Below are 18,045 nucleotides of genomic sequence, written 5' to 3'. Positions count from 1 at the left end.
CCTTAGTTATTAAGGCTTACGGTTGCACGATAACCCGCATCCCGACATGCTCTTCTGCCGCGCTTATCGCTTGGTTGATCTCATTAAGGGGATAGCGATGAGAGATATAACGCTTCATATCGATGACGCCGGAGCCGATTAAATCGATGGCTTTCTGATGATGAGCAGGCAAGGAACCGTGCGCCCCGTGAACGAATAGCTCTTTGTAATGAATAATATTCGTATCTAGCGTAACCATCGACTTCCCTTTAGGCAGACCGCCGAAAAAGTTCACCCGCGCGCGATTTTTCGCCATATGGATCGCATCTACCTGTGCTTCCGGCGATGGGTTCGAAGTGATAACCACGTCTGCTCCGAGTCCGCCCGTTTCCTCCAATACCCGTTCTATGGCGTTCTCCTCCGATGAACAGATATAAGCGTGTGCACCGAACTGCTTAGCCATCTCCAATCGGGGTCTGGAACGTTGCACGAGGATCACCTTCGTGGCGCCCATCAGCTTCGCAACCTCTATAATCATGCAGCCGATTGGACCTGCACCGATGACAACGACCGAATCCCCCAGCTTAATATTCGATAGCTCCAAGGCATTCAGAACGCAAGCAAGCGGTTCGGCCAAAGCGGCCTCCTCGTAGGAGATATGATCCGGGATCTTGTGGATCGGACCGTAATTCACCATCGTCTTGTTCAGAAGCACATATTCTGCGAAGCTCCCCGCGAATTGGTAGCCCATAGCGTAGTTAATCTGGCAATTGTTGCCGATTCCAGCCTCGCAGAAGATACATTCCCCGCAAGGTACGTCCGCACCTAGGGAAATTCGATCTCCAATTTTGAACTTGGTTACATTGGTGCCTAGTTCAACAATTCGCCCCGCAGCTTCATGCCCGAGCACTTGCGGAAGCGTCACCCTGTTGTTCCCATGGCGGAATATCCGGATATCCGAACCGCAAATGCCTACAGCCTCGACCTTCATTAGAATACTGTCCCCATCTACGGATGGTCTTTCCACTTCCTTTACGACCATTTGCTCTAATTGCTCTAATACGGCTGCTTTCATCATTTATCCTTCTCCACCTTTATGGATTCGCTAGAATTGACATACATGACTTTGTTAAAAAAGCCTTTGCGGTCACGCATCATAACCATTCCCTCATAGATTCCCTCAAGCGCAACTTTATGGCTAATAAGGGGCTTCACATCCAGCTTGCCCGCTGCCATATAATCGACGGCTAGCTTCCACTCGTTCCTTGGAATGTCCGAATAGGAGGAATTCCAAGTACCGCTTAGCGTCAGCTGCTTGCGGAGAATTTCCCAATAGCCATCCTGCGTCAGGCTCATGCCTCCGGCTGGATTGCCCATCAGCACTACCTTACCAAAGTTCCGGGTTGACTTTAGACAATTTTCCCATGAAACCGGGCTTCCGGCTCCTTCTACCGATACATCTGCGCCTCGTCCCGTCAGACCGTATACCCACTTTTTGATGTCGCCTTGCAAGGGATTGCATACATCCGGGAACCCCTGGCCTACAGCAAAATCAAGCTTAGCCGGATCAATATCCGCGAGCAATACACGGGATGCCCCCCAGGCTCTGGCCCACAATGCCAGCATCATGCCGATCGGACCTGCCCCGCTGATCAGAACCTGATCTCCGATGCCAATTCCAGCTTGCAGCAAAGCATGTACGGCTACTGCCGCCGGCTCAACCATGGCCAATTCCTCATAGGACAACGTATCGGGCGCAGCGACCAAATTCCATATCGGGACGCAGATAAATTCCGCAAAAGCACCATCTCGCCGCGAGCCCATGTAATCGTAGTCCTCGCATTGTGCGAATTCGCCAATCTCGCAAGAAGCGCATTTGCGACAAGGCAGCAAAGGGAAGACTGCTGCTCTTCTTCCGATCCAGCCGGGATCAACGCCTTCTCCCGCTTGTACGACTAGCCCTGAGAATTCATGCCCGGGTATGGTCGGGTAACGGTAGGTTCCCTTGGTGAATACCCGCGGAATGTCGGATCCGCACACCCCGCATGCTTTGATCTGCAGAAGCACTTCGCCCTCTTTGGGCACGGGAGTGTCGACTTCCTCCACGCGCAAATCTCCGAGTCCGTGCAGTACGCAGCCCTTCATCCTTCCCCCTCCAATCTGATATCCGTGCTGCTTAGTTCTTAATAAATTGGCGCCAGTAGTTTACCGACTCTATGTGGTCCTGGATAATTCTGAATTCGGTCGACCACGCCTCCCGATGGGAAAGCTCGAAAATAATTTCCGCCTCGGTCGCACCCGACTGTTCAATGGCTTCAATCAATGGCTCACCATGAATGATGCCGAGCTTATTGTATTCTTCCGTGAACGGCCAATGCCGACTGTGGTCCTTCTCGGTTTGCTGAATATGGATGATGGGCGAAACGCTGCCAAGCTCCCTAACCCACCGGTACGGATCACGGTCATTCGGATGTGGAGCGTGCCCCACGTCCAGACATACCTTGAACGGAATTCCGGCACCATCGTTTAATCTCGCTAGCAGCTCCTTTGTATCCTCGACCGTATTCGCCATTTCCCGCGGAATAGACATCGGCTCGAAATTCAAATATTCCATGCCGAGTTCCTTACAGTACCAGCTAAGCTCCTGCCAATTCTTGATCCCTTCTTCGATGATATATTCCCTGCGCCGAGCATCGTCATAATCAGCAAAGGTGAGTATGCCGAAATGGCTGCCTGTCGTTCTCGCTCCCATCTGAACAGAAATGTCTGCGAATCTCTTAAACCAATTCAGCCAAGCTTTGCGGGTATCTGCATCCGGATGCATGAAGTGGTTAACACGCGTGAATGCACTCGTAAACGTACTCGTAATGGCAAGATCATGCTTCTGTGTACATTCATTGATCCTCTCCACCTGGCGGTCCACAATGTCGGGCGGTAGAAAGACGTTTAATAAATCAGCGACGAATTGAACGTATTTGATCCCTAAATCTTCAGCTACAATACGTGTCCACACTTCTGGCTCAACGTACTTGTTGATTGCAAAACCAAGATTGATTCCCAGCTTTAAATTGGCCATTCCGACACTCCTCTTTATTGATTAATTCTAATTAATATGTTCTGATACTTTTAATACTATTATGTGTCACTGATACATTCAAGACATATTTCAAATAAAATAATGATTATTGACTACGTCCGCTTCCTAGCCAGCATAACCGCATACGCAAGAGAAATCGGATAAGGCACGCACAAGGATCAAAACGAACAGAGAGGCTCCAAGGCAATTGCAGCCTTGGAGCCTCTCTTCATTAAAATCACAGCTACGCTTATAAATTTTCCAGCTTCATTTCCGTAATTGACCCCGTATAGCCGTCCGGCAGCCGGAAACGAGCCACCATCCCTTCCGGATAGGACACGTGCAGTTGAATCGTCCGGTTACTCTCATCAGCGGTCCACGAAACATCAATCCGTCCTCCTGCCGGGTGCGGAACACTGCCCTTCGCCCATGTAAGCCCGCATGGAACAGGTGCAATTTCAACTTCGGTCCAACCCATCGTCAAGCTTCTCACGCCAAGTAACTCACGACCCAAGAAATAGGCCGGGGCAGACGACCACGCATGGCAGTGACTGCGGCTTAACATATCCGGATTAGCCCGATTCTCAAGGAAATTCGGATATTGCTCCCAGCACGTAGTCGCGCCATGACGGATCATCATGCCGTAGTTGTGGCGGATATCGTCTAAGATGAGGCGAACCTCACCCAGCTTGGCCAACGCCTCATAATAGAAGAAGGACATGAACGGGCTACCGATTTGCACGAAGCTCTCAGGAGGCTGAACGAGATAAGCATCGATCATCTGCTTGCGTTCTCCCTTGGCGACTCCCGTAAGTGAGGCCACAACCTGCGAATGTATGCTAAGGCTTTCGGAGCGACGACCATCCGCATGGATGCAATCGATATATGCCTTCTTATCTTCATCCCATAGCTGCTCATTGATTGCACCCGCAAGATTGTTAGCCGCTGCTTCGAATTTCGCAGCGCCTCCCTCATCCTTCGCAATTCTCCCCATCTGTGCGGCTACATGTAACGTCTGAACCAAGAACATGTTCTGATGCGTGACAATACCGTCATTCGGCTGGTCGATTGGCGACCAATCCAGCATGTTCCAGCCTTCTACATTGAACAAGCCGCGTTCATCAATCTTGAGCAAATAATGCTCCGCCGTGTACCGAATCGCGTCATACATCTCCACCGCGAACGCTTCATCCCCGGTTTGCTCGTAATATTCCGCACAAGCGATCGCCCAGAAGAACGTCCAATTCGGAATCACGCTGCTCCATCCGCTCGGCACTTGGTTCGCATAGAGCGGCGAATGGTGCTTGGAGCCCGGGACAAGCCGCAAGCAACGCTTCAGAATATCCTGCACCCCATACAAGTAATTGCTGACAAGCGCTTCGTTGCGGCTGTCGCCGACCCAAAACGTTTGCTCATACGCCGGGCAATCAACGAACGTGTCCTCCATGCACAGCTTTGTCGTGTGCCGGCTAATTTCCCAGATATCGTTCAGAAGTGCGTCGGAGCATTCAAACCGCCCGATTTCGGCCATCGGATAATTGCTTTGAATGAAGGTCACCCCATAAATACGCACCGGTACCTTTGCCCCGCGCACCGTCAACGCCAAGTAACGGAAGCCACGGCGAATAGGTGTTTCATACACTTGTCTGCCTTCATGGCATACGTAACGGAGCGTATGATCTAGATCAAACGTATCCTGTCGGTATTGTCCGGAGAGGTATTCGAATCCGTACCAATCAAGTACCGTTCCAGCTTCCGCCTCGACTTCGAATGATAGATACCCGGAATATTCCTTGCCCAGATCGAACAGCACCTCGGTATCGCAGCCTTCGAATAAGGGCACGATACCCGCTTCCGCATTCGGAATGATGGCGTTCTGAAGCTGTGCGGGAACCGCAAACTTCACGTTTTCTTTGCGCCAAACGCTTAGCGCGAACACATCGACCTCAGACACGTACTTCGGATCAATGGGGCTTATCCAGCTTGCATACCGCTCCAAGTCCTCCGGCCGTTTCAGCGCGCCGAGCAATTCAAGATAGGTCGGATGATTCCAATCGAGCGCTCGAACGGGCTGATGATCAATCGGAATGATCGCATCGAATGGACCGATCCGGAAGAAGGTGGATACAGAATGATCAGCCTGCAACTCTAAAGGGGCAACGAATGACAATTCCCCGCTTTCTTCTCCGTATATGCCGAGCTGCAGCTTGCCGGCGTGGAGGCTGCCAGATACATCGATAATGAGCAGGTTATCCCCTTCATTCAGGAAAACATCCATATAGCGCTCGGGTACCGTTCCATATATCCGGTCCCGGGAGACCACTTCCCCATTAACGGACAGCTCGCGAAAGCATTCTCCCCCCTGCAGGAAGCCAAGCGTTACTGTACCCGCACAATTTGAGCGAATCGCAGTCACCACGAACCCCGTAAATTCCAATCTATTCGCATGGTCCTCGCTGCCATCGTTCAGCGCATTGCGAACATCAATCGCGGTTGTCGCATGGAACGACCTCACCTTCGCCAATGACTCCACCCGCACGGGGTACACCGTCTCATCCGTCAGCATCGGGATGTCCCTAGGCTTAAGCGTCGTCCAAGGCGCCATACCGACCGAACCAAGGGCGATCGCATTCGACCAACCCGTATTGTGATTTGCCGGCTCCATCCATGATGAATCCCATGCCGTGGCATCAACGTATTCGGAGAATGCTTGCTGAACCGACATCCGCGGTGCTCGTGGATGCTGTCCAAGGTGGCGCGAGGTCAGCCAAGTCGAGTCGGTCGCGACGACGACATCCCCATCCGCATCATTAAGCTCAACCAACAAACCTCCCCGTCCCCTTACATAGTAGAACGTCGACAACCCGAAGTGCATGACGAGCACGGCAATCGTATTTTCTTCGCCAGCCTTTAGAAGATGACTAACTTCGTAAGTATCATAAGACTGCTCGTTCGGCCATGAGCGAACAGGCCCCCGCCCAAGCCTCGTTCCATTTACGTATAGGACGTAACGTGAATCAGCCGTAATTCGTAGTTTTACGCCTGAGAGAGGCTCGGTTACAGCCGATAAGTCGAATGTTTTACGGAAGCATCTCCATTCATTGCGGGGACTTTCCTCCCCTTCTCCCCAAATCCACTTGGCTTGCCAATTCATCGACATCATTGTTCTAGTCTCCATCCATTTCGTTAGATTGTCTTCTTATGCAAATAAAAGAAAGCGCTGCTGCTTGAATCAACGAATAAATGGCCGATACAATTGAAACACTTGGATATCGCCTGCTTTTAGGTAGAACCGTATTGAATCGGTAACATCGTTCTCAGCTAAGGCATTCGCTCCTTCTGGGAACCATGGCGTTACGCGGTCATAGGCGAAAGGCAAACTCACCGTAAAATCCGTATCCCTATTCGTCGTGTTATGAACAAATAGAAAGGCGCCTTCTTCGCCATCATGCTTCCATTCCAGAACGTCCGCACGAGCCTGACCGCCATGAACCTTCACATAAGGCTCCATACCAAGCTCTTCCCCAAGTAGTTTTCGTATAAAATCAAGCGAATTCCTATCCTCTTCTTGCCAATAGGATGCGCCGAGTAAGGTGCCTACCCAAACCGCTTTCCCTTTCCCGTAATCTGCAACGGTTACGGCAGCCGAGCGATCTTCACCGAATGTCGCGGCAACCTTTACGTCCCTTAGCAGCTCCATTTCCGTTTTGTAGTAGGAACCTTGGGCAGAATCATTTCCCAACGCGCTGCGCAATGGAATTTTCTGCTTGGATTGAACCGTAACATGATGGTAGCTGTGATCTAAATTTTCTATAGAATGAATCCACGTTTCACGTATGCCAAATACCTCATCAAACCCATAACCTGGCACTTGATAGCTATGCGTGCCATCCTCTGCTTGCAAGGCTCCAAAGGAGCATTCGGACATAAGAATTCCGCCTTCGCTTACCCACTCACGAATGACATCCGTCATTTGTTTGTTTAGATAGAGAGGATAAGGCATCCACAGGCATTTATACTTGGCCAATTCCTCTTTTGAAATATCATGGTCATGAATAAATTCGACCTTATAGTTCAAATCATGCAGAAGCTTGTGTGCTCCCTGTACGGAATCTGTATAGGTATCCAAATGCGCGTAAACGGAGAAATTAGCAATTTGGTTTTCCGAGCTGAACAAAATGGCGACTCCATCCGACGGTCTGTACGAATTGAGCAATGCATGGCGATTTGCTTGAATCGTCTCGTTTAAGCTCGCCATTTCCCTTAGCCACGGTGTCTCGCTTCCATCCAGGTAAGTGCTTCCCCATGCTGGCGCCTCATGTCCGAGCACTTCCGGACGGTATTGCCAGAATAAAAAACCGCTAATGCCTCTAGCAAGTGGGATTAATATATGTTTTTTCAGCTCTTGCCATGGAAGCTTTTGCGGTTTGAGTGCCGTATTTCCAGGCAACGCATGAATTTCCGAATTAATAATCGGCTTTCCCTTCGCCGCTGAGATTAGGAGATCGGCTGACCAGGCCGACGATCCCAGGCTATTACCGAATAAGTCGCAAGGCTCCGCCAATTTGAAATCATCCGACCCTGCCGTAATGAGATTAAAAATCGGGGAGGGAACGGTATGCACCATGACAGGGTGAACGGAATCGAATTGCTTGACTACCGCTATGCGACATTTCAAGTCATCCGTTAGAGCATCTGACATAAACAAGCGCCAATCGACCATATCGTTAAATACGGCTTGCCCACGAGGGGGTTCAATTTCATCCCAATCCTGATAGGTACGCTGCCATTTGTAATTAAGTGCTTCAAGCGTGCCATATTTATGCTCCAGCCATCCTCCGAATGCTTGCAAGGAATGCCCGCAATAACAAACCTGATTATCGAAGGACAGCTCACGTTTAATTCCTGCTGTCAGCTCAGGTTCGTTCCACAAGTCCCATACCCACAAAGCAGGATGATCCCTAAACGCCTTTACCGCTTCCGCCAAAAACTTGTCTTTCTCCATTTGTCCCTGCGCATGATGATAGCAAGGACCTGGGGCTCCGCCTATTTGCCGGTAACTTAACGCTCTCGGTTCAATAACCGTTCCATCTGATGTAATCATTTTGGAATCTGGATATTTCTTGTAAAACCACGCCGGAGCAACGTCAAATAGGGTGTTGAGCACAACCTTTAATCCATAGCGGCCGGCTATATCCATTAGCTCCCGGATATCGTCAAACACAAAAGAGTTTTCGGCTGGATGGCTCGCCCGCCACTGTACCCAAAACTTTACGCAGTTAAATCCCATTTGGGATAGGTTGCGCAAATCATCTTCCCATTGATTCCGGTAAGGGGTTGGGGAACGGTAATACTGAAAACCAAAAGGAATGAAACCTGCTTCCGTCATACTAACACCTCGTATTTATGATGAGTAACCTGTTGCCCAAATGAGCTAATTTAATTGAAGCGGAATGTAGCGGCCTCACGAAAGGATATGAGGCCGCTATCCTAACCGTTTTAGTTCTTATCCTTGATGATGGCAAATATAAAGGTTGCGGCTTCCGCTCTCGTTGCCTTTTCCTGTGGTGCGAAACGATTGTTCGACCTGCCTTGCACAAGGCCTGCAAGCTTAAGCTCCGTTACGTAAGACACTGCCCAGCTCGGTATTTCTTGCGTATCGGAGAACAGATCACCGCTAGCGGAATCCCCCGATAACTTAAGCGCTCTTCCCATCAGAACAGCTATTTCTGCACGTGTGATGGGTTGATTCGGCCCGAAGCTATCTTCGCTTATTCCTGTAACTATACCCGCCCCTGCAGCAGCTTGAACGCTTTTCGCATACCACGAATCCGCTTTAACATCCTTAAATCCTGTAGCAATGTCTGAGGGCTCAAGATCTAATGCACGAACCAGAAGCGCTGTGAATTCAGCTCGGGTCGTCAAGGCTGCAGGCTTGAATATGGATTCGGTCACTCCAGTTACAAGATGCTTCGCTGCCAGCACCTGAAGTGTTCTAGCGGCCCAATGTGCTGCCGGGACATCCTCGAAAGTCTTGTTATACTCCAGCACCGCGTATTTGCTAAGATGCTTCAGCTTGACCTTTATCGTACCCTTAACCCTATCTACCGTACCGCCTACATACTCCCATTGCTTAGTAGACTCGTTGTAGAAATAAATGCCTAGAAGATCCTGATCCAATCCCGTTGTAAAAGGCAGTGAGATTTCCACGTCACCCGATACTTGTTCAGCTGTATAAACCGTTCCATCTAGCTTCGTTAACGTAATGCTAAGCTCATAGATCTGGCCTGCGCCGACTATTCGTGCTTTCCCTCCCCCTACCGGAGAGTTCGAGATGTTCAAATCTTTTACAGGCAACATTTGAACCTCGAAAATAGCGCCCGATGTTACCCCCGCCTGCTCCGATAGCCTGCTAAGTACGGCTGGATTAATCGTAAATACGGCTGCTCCCGATTTCACCTGCACAGGAAGATTGCCCACTTTGTCCAGAGATACTGAAAAGACAGTTTCATTGCTGCCAAGCTCTACAATCACCTTGCCCTCACTGACCACAAAATGACTTGTTTTATTGGTATTGTTGCTTGTCGGTGATGGCGTTGCTGTCGGTGCTGTTGGTGACGGCGTTGCTGTTGGTGTCGCCGTCGGTGTCGCTGTTGTCGTTGGTGACGGCGTTGGTGTCGTAGCATTTACAGCTGCAAAATCCAACTGATCAATATACTTAGCCGTTCCTTTCGGCTCCTTGCCCTCAAAGCTTTGTATCCAGTTTGTATCCCCAATAATCCAAAGGTTTCCGTCCCTGAGTGCCCATACTTTGCCTTCGGCCGTCTGATATACAATCTCGGCAGTAGCGCTTGCTTGCGGATTCAGAACCTGAATGACTGTCCCATTCTCTAACGTAGTGAATTCGTTCGTGAAATAACTATCAATCTCCGGCAATGCGCCTAAATTTCGGCGATAACCCATATAGACGGTATCTCGCGTTCCATCCTTTAAGCTCCCTAACTCCAGCAATGCTTTTCCATAAACCGTAGTCGCTGGATCATCCTCGAGATTGACGAGCAGTACGTCGGTTTTTACCTTAGGATCGAATGTAGGCAGCACCCATTTGTCATTCGCAGTCGTAAGCGTAGCTCCACCCTGATAGTCATTGCCAGGCAATACGACATTACGTCTGTTAGGTCCCCACCACATTTCTCCTGCAGGATAGGCATAATATACCTCCGGACGATAATCAACCAGCTCAGCTAGCGAATCTGGAGCTAATAGATTCGTCCGGTATTCGTCCAGCCATTCAAATTGAATAGGCTTGGCTGTGTAATAGGCATACGCTTCGGTACAGGCTGTATGATAGCTGCAATTGAGCAAGAAATCATAAATGCCTTTCGAGCCGCTCTTGATCAAATTATCGAAATGATCGTACATCGTTTGCTGATCTGGATAGCCTTTCACACCCGAATTATACTTCTGCTCCATATTCTCATCTAACTGTGTTTCGGTTGTAATCAGCCACATCGTTTGCGCAGACTGTTCGGCTGCGGAGTAAGGATATCCTGCCCGCTCCCTTACCAAATACTCGGAATTTCCGTATACTTCTCCACCTATGCCTTGAAAACCGCCGGCTTGTTGATGGTTGATAAAATACTTCCTTTGGCTTGAAACGTATTTATAAATAACAGGTATGGAAACAATTTCATTAATAGCGTCGGCAACCTCCATTTGATAATCGTTAAAGGAATCGTCCCGGAAATCCGCATAATCATCCCACAATCGACCCTGATAGGCATCCGCCTTATACGTAGCATCAGGAGATGCTGAATCGACTAGCAAAAGCTGGTTTTTCCAAGCATCTTCCCTTTCCCCCCTCACGATAGGAACGAGTCGTGCTGCCGTTTCGAAGGAAGGCAGTGGTGTCAGCATTTTCCACGCCTCATTCAAATCCTCAATCGTGGAATAACGATTATTCAACCACGTAATAAATTGAGCGCGATAGATAGGCGAATCAATCAACATGCTCTCGTTCTCGGCATATACGCCCGATTCGTTATTGACCGGGTCCACGAATAACCGGAAGTTAGGTCCAAGCCTTAACTTACTGACATGGCTCTTGATTTTATCAAGAAAGAGATCTCCCTTATCCCAAATATTGACCAGTACGTGACTCTTGTATTTGACCTGCGGAGTAAAGTAAACCGTATAAGTACCCTCGCTTAAAGTCGGCACCGTGACATCAGCCTTAAATTCAAGCATGCTGCCGCTTTGCTTCTCCACCGTTCCTTTGCCCGAGGCGACCACTTCTCCCGTTTTCGGGTTAATGACTGTAAACAAATTAGATATGGCCGTTATGCTAAAGCTCGAAGCTGGCGATACAGCATTCTGAACGTTAGCGGATGGAACGGTGAGAGAGACTTCGCCACTTTGGGTAATATCCTCTACCTTCAGCCAACCGGACAAATAGGCTCCCGTAACGTTCCCTGATTCCGCTTCAATCCAGGCGTAGTCACTGATTGGATGATTCGGTTTAGCGACTCCGCCCGGTGTCCATGCCCAAGCTTCAGGCACTACCGCGATCGCGTCGAGGCCTTGGGCGTATAAGCCGTCATTGACACTTTGTCTCGGCGAGTTGGTCAAGAAGCCCAGTGAATGCGTTCCGCTTGCTAACTCTACAGAATCCAGCTTATGCCATCCGAACTGCAAAGCCTCAATGGTACCGTATACCGGTTCGCCAGATGCACCACCAGTTGATTGATAAGCCCCGCTGTCAAGCTTCCACTGGTAAGAGGAAACATAGGATTGATTATTCGGCGTGCCTAGCACCCAAATGTCATAGTTCCCCGCGGCAGGAAGATGAAATGAATAATCCGCTGTCCCTTTAGAGCCGGGAATTTTAGTGTACATTTTCAGGAATTGTCCGCCGCTGGCTGCCTTGAGTGACGTAGCCCCATCGCTCGCCCTAGGCATATACGCAGTCTGAACGACCTCTTCCTCATCTCCGTGGTTGATCGCATTAAATTGAATACCGTAAGTAAATCCTTCCTCATCCAAATAATCGAGTAACCACTGCCATGCCCATGCAGGTATTCCAGCTCCATGTACGACGGCATTAATATACAAATCCTTTAACCCTTGAGCCTTCATATACTGTAAAACCTGCTTATCATCTTCCCAACGCGCTTTGTTGGCAGCCGCATCCGTTGTGGAGAAATAAATCAAATAGTCAGAGGTAAACAACCCCCCTACGGGAACAAACGGTGCCCCATCCCAGATCATCGTATGGTTTTGGTCTGCATACCAAAAGTGGGTTTCACCTAGCTTCTTGTCAACGAAGCTGCCATTCGTGAGCGGCTTGTAGCCATCGCTCGATGCCGTAGTGGAAACAACCGTCGAGCTCGGTGTCGATGGTAACGCTTGCAGCTTATGAAGTCCAAATTTGACGACATAGCTCGCGGCTGGAATGTCCTTGGGCAGCTGGAAATCGAAAGCGACTTCCTTATTTTCACCGACGGGCAGGCTAGATGTGCTCACCGATGCAAGCTCCGATACACCCCACAATACATCGTCTTTCCAGAAGCTTAGATAGGCTGTCGTATCGAAATCCACAGCTTGCAGCAATTCGAAGGAAGCCGTTCCCTGCAGGGTCGCCTCACGGTTCATTTGTTGCGGTATGATCAATTCCTGTATTTCCGCCTTAAGCTCCGGCGCATCCCCTTGAGCCGATCCCATTGCGAATGACTGCACGAGTACGGAGTCGCTACCATCCGGCGCATTCGTGTAGGGAATATCGACGATTCCGGTTCTTACCTCGTAAGAGCCGTCAGGTGCATTAAACGGAATTTTCAATTGCATCGTCTGAACGTTTTCTTCCCCGTTCGTCCATGTCTTCTTAACGGAGGGAACAACCTCGCGTGATACGACTTCTTCGTTTAGCATCAGATCGGCAAAGAAGTACAGCTCGCCGTTAAAATCTGCTTCCACCTTATTCGTAGTGGTGACGGTCACTATATCCTCTCTTTGCACAATGGTCTTATCTAGTTCGCCGCCATCATAACTGAATTTCACTTCTTGCCCATTAAACGGCTTATTGAGGCCTTTCGGAGACCATCCCCACGAATCCGGAACGATAACCCAAGCATCTATAGCTTGCGAATACAAGCCATCTAAAGAGGCCTGCCTTGGCGTATCCGTTAAGAAGCCCAGCGAATGCTGGCCTTGGCTTAATTCAGACACACCTAGCTTTTGCCATGACATAGGCAAACCTTCCGGCGTGACATATACCGTATTAGCTGAAGGGGAATCGACGACTTTATAGCTAGCGGCATCCAGCTTCCACTTAAACGGAGATAGCCATGGGTTATCTCCAGGTGAAGCCAATACCCAGATGGAATAGTTGCCGGCTTCTGGAATATCAAATTCATAATCCGCTGTACCCATAGCCCCCGGTGTCATGGTATACATTTCGAGAATTTGTTTGTCGCTTGCCTTAGCATTATATTTCGAACGATACTCTCCGGTTATTGAAGCAGCCTCGCCTTCCATCCAAACATATTTAGGAGGAATAATCGGTTTGGGAGCAGGATGTTCCAATCCATTAGGTGTCCATTCCCATACCTGCGGCACCACCGCCACTGCATCGATGCCTTGCGAGTATAAACCGTCCGGCGTGCCTTGCCTCGGGGCGTCCGTTAGAAAAGCCAAGTCGTGCTGACCCTGCTCCAAAATCATTGAGCTCAACTTAATCCAATAAAAAGGCATGCCTTCCGGTGTGCCATACACGCTTTCTGCGAAAGCTTCGCCAGCAGCGCTGTAAGCACCTGCATCCAGCTTCCACTTGTAACCCGACAACCATATGTTATCGCCAGGCGTACCTAATACCCAAACATCATATTTAGCCGTTGCTGGAATATCCAATTGATAATCTGCCGTAGCGACCGTATTCGCATCGTAAGTATATAATTTCAAATAACTAGCTCCGCTGGAGGCGCTTTCACCCGCGACTTGATATCCTCCGTTGATGGCTTGCGCGTCCTCTCCTTCTACCCACAGGGAATCAGCTTCGGGAAGAACCATATTCGTAGGCTGTTCCAATCCATTAGGTATCCATTCCCATGCATGTGGCACAGCCACCACTGCATCAATTCCTTGCGAGTATAACCCGTCCGAATTGCCCTGTCTCGCCGCATTCGTTTGAAACCCCAAATCGTGCTGCCCCTGCTCCAAATCAGTTGAGCTCAGCTTAATCCAATAGAATGGCATGCCATCCGGTGTAGTAAATACACTTTCACCGTAATATGAGCCCGCGGCGCTGTAAGCACCTGCATCCAGCTTCCAATTGTAACCGGACAGCCATATGTTATCTCCAGGCGTACCGAGCACCCATATGTCATATTTAGCCGTTGCTGGAATATCCAATTGATAGTCCGCCGTAGCAACGGTATTTGCATCATGAGTATATAATTTCAGAAAACTGGCTCCGCTGGAAGCCCCTTCTCCGACAACTTGGTAGCCTCCGTCGTAGGCTTGCGCATTCTCTCCTTCTAGCCATAAGTATTCAGTCGTTGATTGTACAATCGGCGTATTAATACCACTATCATCTTCGGCGTAAATCACATAAGATGGAAAAGTAGCCACCAATACAGCAAAAACGAGCGTTAGCGTTAGAAGTTTATTTTTCATCATTTTCATAGCTTGCATCATCTGAGAAAACGCCTCCCATTACTCTTATAATGAATAGCTATCTCTATTAACCTTTGACTGCACCAGCAGTTAAACCCGAAACAATATATTTTTGGACGAATATATACAATAAAATAACGGGCAACGAGACAATCACAATATTGGCAAATACCAAATTCCAGTCACTGGAATGTTGACCAAAGAAGAAATAAATGGTCATGCTTAACGTAAATCGACTTGCCGTATTCAGAAAATAAAATGGCGTTTGGAAATCATTCCAAATGTTCATGGATGAAAGGACAACAACAGACGCATTGACTGGCATTAATAACGGAAACAGAATTTTGAAAAATAATTTAAATCTTCCTACTCCATCGATAATAGCCGCTTCGTCGAGTTCTTTAGGCACACCTCGAAGAAATGAAATATACAAATAAGTCATGAAGGGGAAATTGGTTGCTACATAAAGTAAAACAATTCCCGTGAGCGTACGAATGAGATGCAGCGACTGCATTAAATAGTAGGTCGTAATAATAGAGCCAGGAAGAATCATTCCCGCTATTAGAACGTGCTGCAACAGTCTCATAAGACGGCTGTCTCTGCGTTCAATAACAAAAGCGGCAACTGCACAAACGATAATAATAAGGACAACAGATACAACGGTTATGAACAGCGTAATCCAGAACGCTTGTGGAATACGTGCAATTCTAAATACCTCTGTATAATTATTAAAACCTGACCAATCTTTAGGCAGTGTCAACTTTAGGTCTGCTGCATCGCTTTGATTCTTAAGAGAGTTCACAATAACCATGTATAAGGGTATTGCTACAATTCCGCTTAGAACCAAGGAAATCAGCTCTAGTACTCTTTTTTTCCATATACGCATCTGATCACCCTTCTACCTTCCGGTTCAGTACCTTATTAACGAGCAGCACAATCACCAGGACAATCAGGAACAACATGACGTTTGCTGCCGTAGCCTCCCCATTCCTGCCTGCAGCAAAGTTCTTAAACACGATGGTGTTAATGACCTGCGATGAATTTCCCGGTCCGCCTCCGGTCAAGGCATATACGATGTCAAATACCTTCAAGCCGCCGATTACGCTGAGAATAACGTTTGTATTCACAACTGGCATGATTAAAGGAAGCGTAATATGCCTGAACATTTGCCAGGAATTAACGCCTTCAACCATGGCCGACTCCTTCAATTCCTGAGGGATCGTTTGTAGTGCTGCTAGGAATAGAATCATCGATAGACCCGTCCACTTCCATATTTCAACAAAACTCACAGAAAAGATAACTATTTGCGGATCAGTCAACCATGATTGCGCAAGCATATCCAAATGAAGCGTTTCCAGAAACACATTTAAAAGCCCTCTGCTCGGATGCAACAAAGCACTGAATACAAGGGAAACCGCCAATGTACTGAGCAGCACCGGAAAAAAGAGCATCGATCGGAAAAAGAGCGTTGTCCTTAACTTGACGTTCGCCAGCAATGCCAGCAGCAATCCTAGGACAATCTTAAAAAATGTTGTAATAACGGCGAATATGAATGTATTCTTGAACGCAATAACCTGATCATCCTCTTGAAACAAGGATTTGAAATTGTCGAATCCAACATACCGCGTGTATTTGAAACTTTCGTCCATATTCGTAAAGGCATATAGAAATCCTGTTAGATTCGGATATATGAAAAAAACACTAAAAATCAATAAGCCGGGGAGCAAAAGCCAGTAGCTATAATACATTTTTTTAATCATTTAGCACCTCTATATAAAAGGAATGGGAGAGTAAAAACTCCCCCTCCCTTTTTCTAATGTCTTTACTTGAAGTTCGGATCATCCTTAGCCTTTGCTGCCTTTTCATAATCCTTTTGTTGCGCTTCCAGCACTTGTTCAGGCGTTTTCCCATTTATGATGATATCCTGCAAATAGGCTGGGAAAGCCGCGTTGATATCGTATTTCAATATATAACCATCTCCGCTCGCTTTACCTGCATCCAATAAAGCTTTGGCTTCAAGCTCCGCCGGTGTTAACGAGGTTTCTGTTACCCCCTTGATTGCCGGAATACCGCCATCTTTGCTGAAGAAGATGTTTTGTGCTTCTAGAGATTCGAAGAAGTTAACAAACTTTTGTGCGGCTTCTTCATTTTCACCTTTGACCACAAAAACGGCATTTGGGGCAAAAATATAGCTTTTGTCGGCATCAGCGCCCTGATAAGGCATAATGAACGCGCCGATGTCTGCTGTCTGATCCGGGAATTTACTGGCAATATCGGTCATCACCCAAGTCGCCATAATGTACATGCCTGCTTCGCCCGTTGCCAAAGCCTTCTGTGCATTATCGTAAGTATCAGAAAGCACGTCCTTGTTTGTCAGCCCTTTAGACGTCACATCTTTAAGGAACTGCAGCCCTGTCTTGCGAGTTGTCCAATCTGCAAATTTCGCTTCATTAACATCGATTTTAGCAAGAACCTCGGCCGTTGAAGGTGAGGCTTGCGCATGCTGCACGGGTAATTGCAATGTCCAAGCATCTTTACCGGAGAGATATACCGGAATTTTCCCGCCTTTCTTGAGCGCCTCGCTTACGCTCCAGAACTCATCCATGGTTGTCGGTACTTGAAGCCCTAAGCTTTCGAATACCTTTTTGTTATACAGAACTACGCTTGTATTCGTACCGCCATAGGGAGCACCATAATATAAACCATCTTCATAAGCGGTCATAATGCCCTTCCAGGATTCCTTGTCAAAGTTAGCTATCCAAGGTTGATCCTCTTGGCTTACGAATGTATCGGACATTTTACCGAAGCCTTGCGTATCCCCTAGCCCCGCGTAATAGAAAAGCAGATCCGGCTTGTCGCCAGTAGCGAAGCGGGCTTTTACTAAATTGACCCCATCCATGCCCTCTGGAATTTTTTCTATTTCTAATTCAATGCCGGTTTTCTCGGCTGCTGCGATTAGAACCTCATCCATACCGCTTTTAAACCAACTCGCATGTCCGATCCCTTTAATTTTAATCTTCTCCGCAGGTGCGCTTGGGCTTTCTTCAGGTGTAGAAGGACTAGCACTCGGCGTACTATCGTTGTTTGTGGAACTGCTAGAAGGCTCATTATTCCCACTACCGCATGCTGTAATGACCACCATCAACAAAGCCAATAGAGATGCAACAAAAATTGTTCCAACATGTTTTTTTCTCAATCTTTTCCCCTCGTTTCGAATCGTTATTGGTTGAGATGTTCTCAGTTTAATCCCTGTAACTTTAGAACGAAATAGACATTCTTATTCATCGCAGGTGGATAATCTTATCCACCGTCAGTCTAGC

Annotated in this window: 9 protein-coding genes; all 9 read right to left on the bottom strand. The window is 48.1% G+C overall.

Annotated elements, in window-relative coordinates; translation table 11 throughout:
• Positions 1-16: 16 nt before the first annotated feature.
• The 9 genes from AC0YN3_RS20555 to AC0YN3_RS20515 all read right to left on the bottom strand — a co-directional run bounded on the left by AC0YN3_RS20555 (position 17) and on the right by AC0YN3_RS20515 (position 17,921).
• On the bottom strand, positions 17-1,057 hold the full coding sequence (locus AC0YN3_RS20555; RefSeq protein ID WP_475776832.1) for a zinc-dependent dehydrogenase: 1,041 nt from the start codon (positions 1,055-1,057) through the stop codon (positions 17-19).
• A complete protein-coding gene (locus tag AC0YN3_RS20550) occupies positions 1,054-2,124 on the bottom strand; it encodes a galactitol-1-phosphate 5-dehydrogenase (RefSeq protein WP_475776831.1) in 1,071 nt (356 codons plus the stop codon). Before AC0YN3_RS20550 ends, AC0YN3_RS20555 begins: the two co-directional genes overlap by 4 nt.
• Before the next feature lie 31 nt (positions 2,125-2,155).
• Positions 2,156-3,055: a sugar phosphate isomerase/epimerase family protein gene (locus AC0YN3_RS20545; RefSeq protein WP_475776830.1), complete on the bottom strand. Its 900-nt coding sequence runs from the start codon at positions 3,053-3,055 to the stop codon at positions 2,156-2,158.
• A 250-nt stretch (positions 3,056-3,305) separates the two neighbouring features.
• Positions 3,306-6,218, bottom strand: a complete 2,913-nt coding sequence (locus AC0YN3_RS20540) for a family 78 glycoside hydrolase catalytic domain (protein ID WP_475776829.1) — start codon at positions 6,216-6,218, stop codon at positions 3,306-3,308.
• A 69-nt stretch (positions 6,219-6,287) separates the two neighbouring features.
• Complete coding sequence (locus AC0YN3_RS20535; RefSeq protein ID WP_475776828.1) at positions 6,288-8,444, bottom strand: beta-galactosidase; 2,157 nt, start codon at positions 8,442-8,444, stop codon at positions 6,288-6,290.
• 110 nt (positions 8,445-8,554) lie between these two features.
• Positions 8,555-14,746 carry an S-layer homology domain-containing protein gene (locus tag AC0YN3_RS20530; protein ID WP_475776827.1) on the bottom strand — a complete coding sequence of 2,064 codons (6,192 nt, stop codon included), beginning with the start codon at positions 14,744-14,746 and terminating at the stop codon, positions 8,555-8,557.
• Between the two features lie 46 nt (positions 14,747-14,792).
• Positions 14,793-15,611, bottom strand: a complete 819-nt coding sequence (locus AC0YN3_RS20525; protein WP_475776826.1) for a carbohydrate ABC transporter permease — start codon at positions 15,609-15,611, stop codon at positions 14,793-14,795.
• Between the two features lie 4 nt (positions 15,612-15,615).
• Entirely contained in the window at positions 15,616-16,485 is an 870-nt protein-coding gene (locus AC0YN3_RS20520) for a carbohydrate ABC transporter permease (RefSeq protein ID WP_475776825.1), read from the bottom strand.
• A gap of 62 nt (positions 16,486-16,547) precedes the next feature.
• A complete protein-coding gene (locus tag AC0YN3_RS20515; protein WP_475776824.1) occupies positions 16,548-17,921 on the bottom strand; it encodes an ABC transporter substrate-binding protein in 1,374 nt (457 codons plus the stop codon).
• Positions 17,922-18,045 lie beyond the last annotated feature (124 nt).

It is taken from the genome of Paenibacillus sp. J22R232, assembly GCF_056269165.1.
Note: the sequence above shows the minus strand (reverse complement) of the source record. Positions and strands in the feature narration are given on the sequence as shown.

Bases quoted from the DNA above. Each gene is read 5' to 3' on its own strand.
- AC0YN3_RS20545 (WP_475776830.1), bottom strand. From the start codon at position 3,055: ATGGCCAATTTAAAGCTGGGAATCAATCTTGGTTTTGCAATCAACAAG.
- AC0YN3_RS20525 (WP_475776826.1), bottom strand. From the start codon at position 15,611: ATGCGTATATGGAAAAAAAGAGTACTAGAGCTGATTTCCTTGGTTCTA.
- AC0YN3_RS20555 (WP_475776832.1), bottom strand. From the start codon at position 1,057: ATGATGAAAGCAGCCGTATTAGAGCAATTAGAGCAAATGGTCGTAAAG.
- AC0YN3_RS20540 (WP_475776829.1), bottom strand. From the start codon at position 6,218: ATGATGTCGATGAATTGGCAAGCCAAGTGGATTTGGGGAGAAGGGGAG.
- AC0YN3_RS20530 (WP_475776827.1), bottom strand. From the start codon at position 14,746: ATGATGCAAGCTATGAAAATGATGAAAAATAAACTTCTAACGCTAACG.
- AC0YN3_RS20520 (WP_475776825.1), bottom strand. From the start codon at position 16,485: ATGATTAAAAAAATGTATTATAGCTACTGGCTTTTGCTCCCCGGCTTA.
- AC0YN3_RS20550 (WP_475776831.1), bottom strand. From the start codon at position 2,124: ATGAAGGGCTGCGTACTGCACGGACTCGGAGATTTGCGCGTGGAGGAA.
- AC0YN3_RS20535 (WP_475776828.1), bottom strand. From the start codon at position 8,444: ATGACGGAAGCAGGTTTCATTCCTTTTGGTTTTCAGTATTACCGTTCC.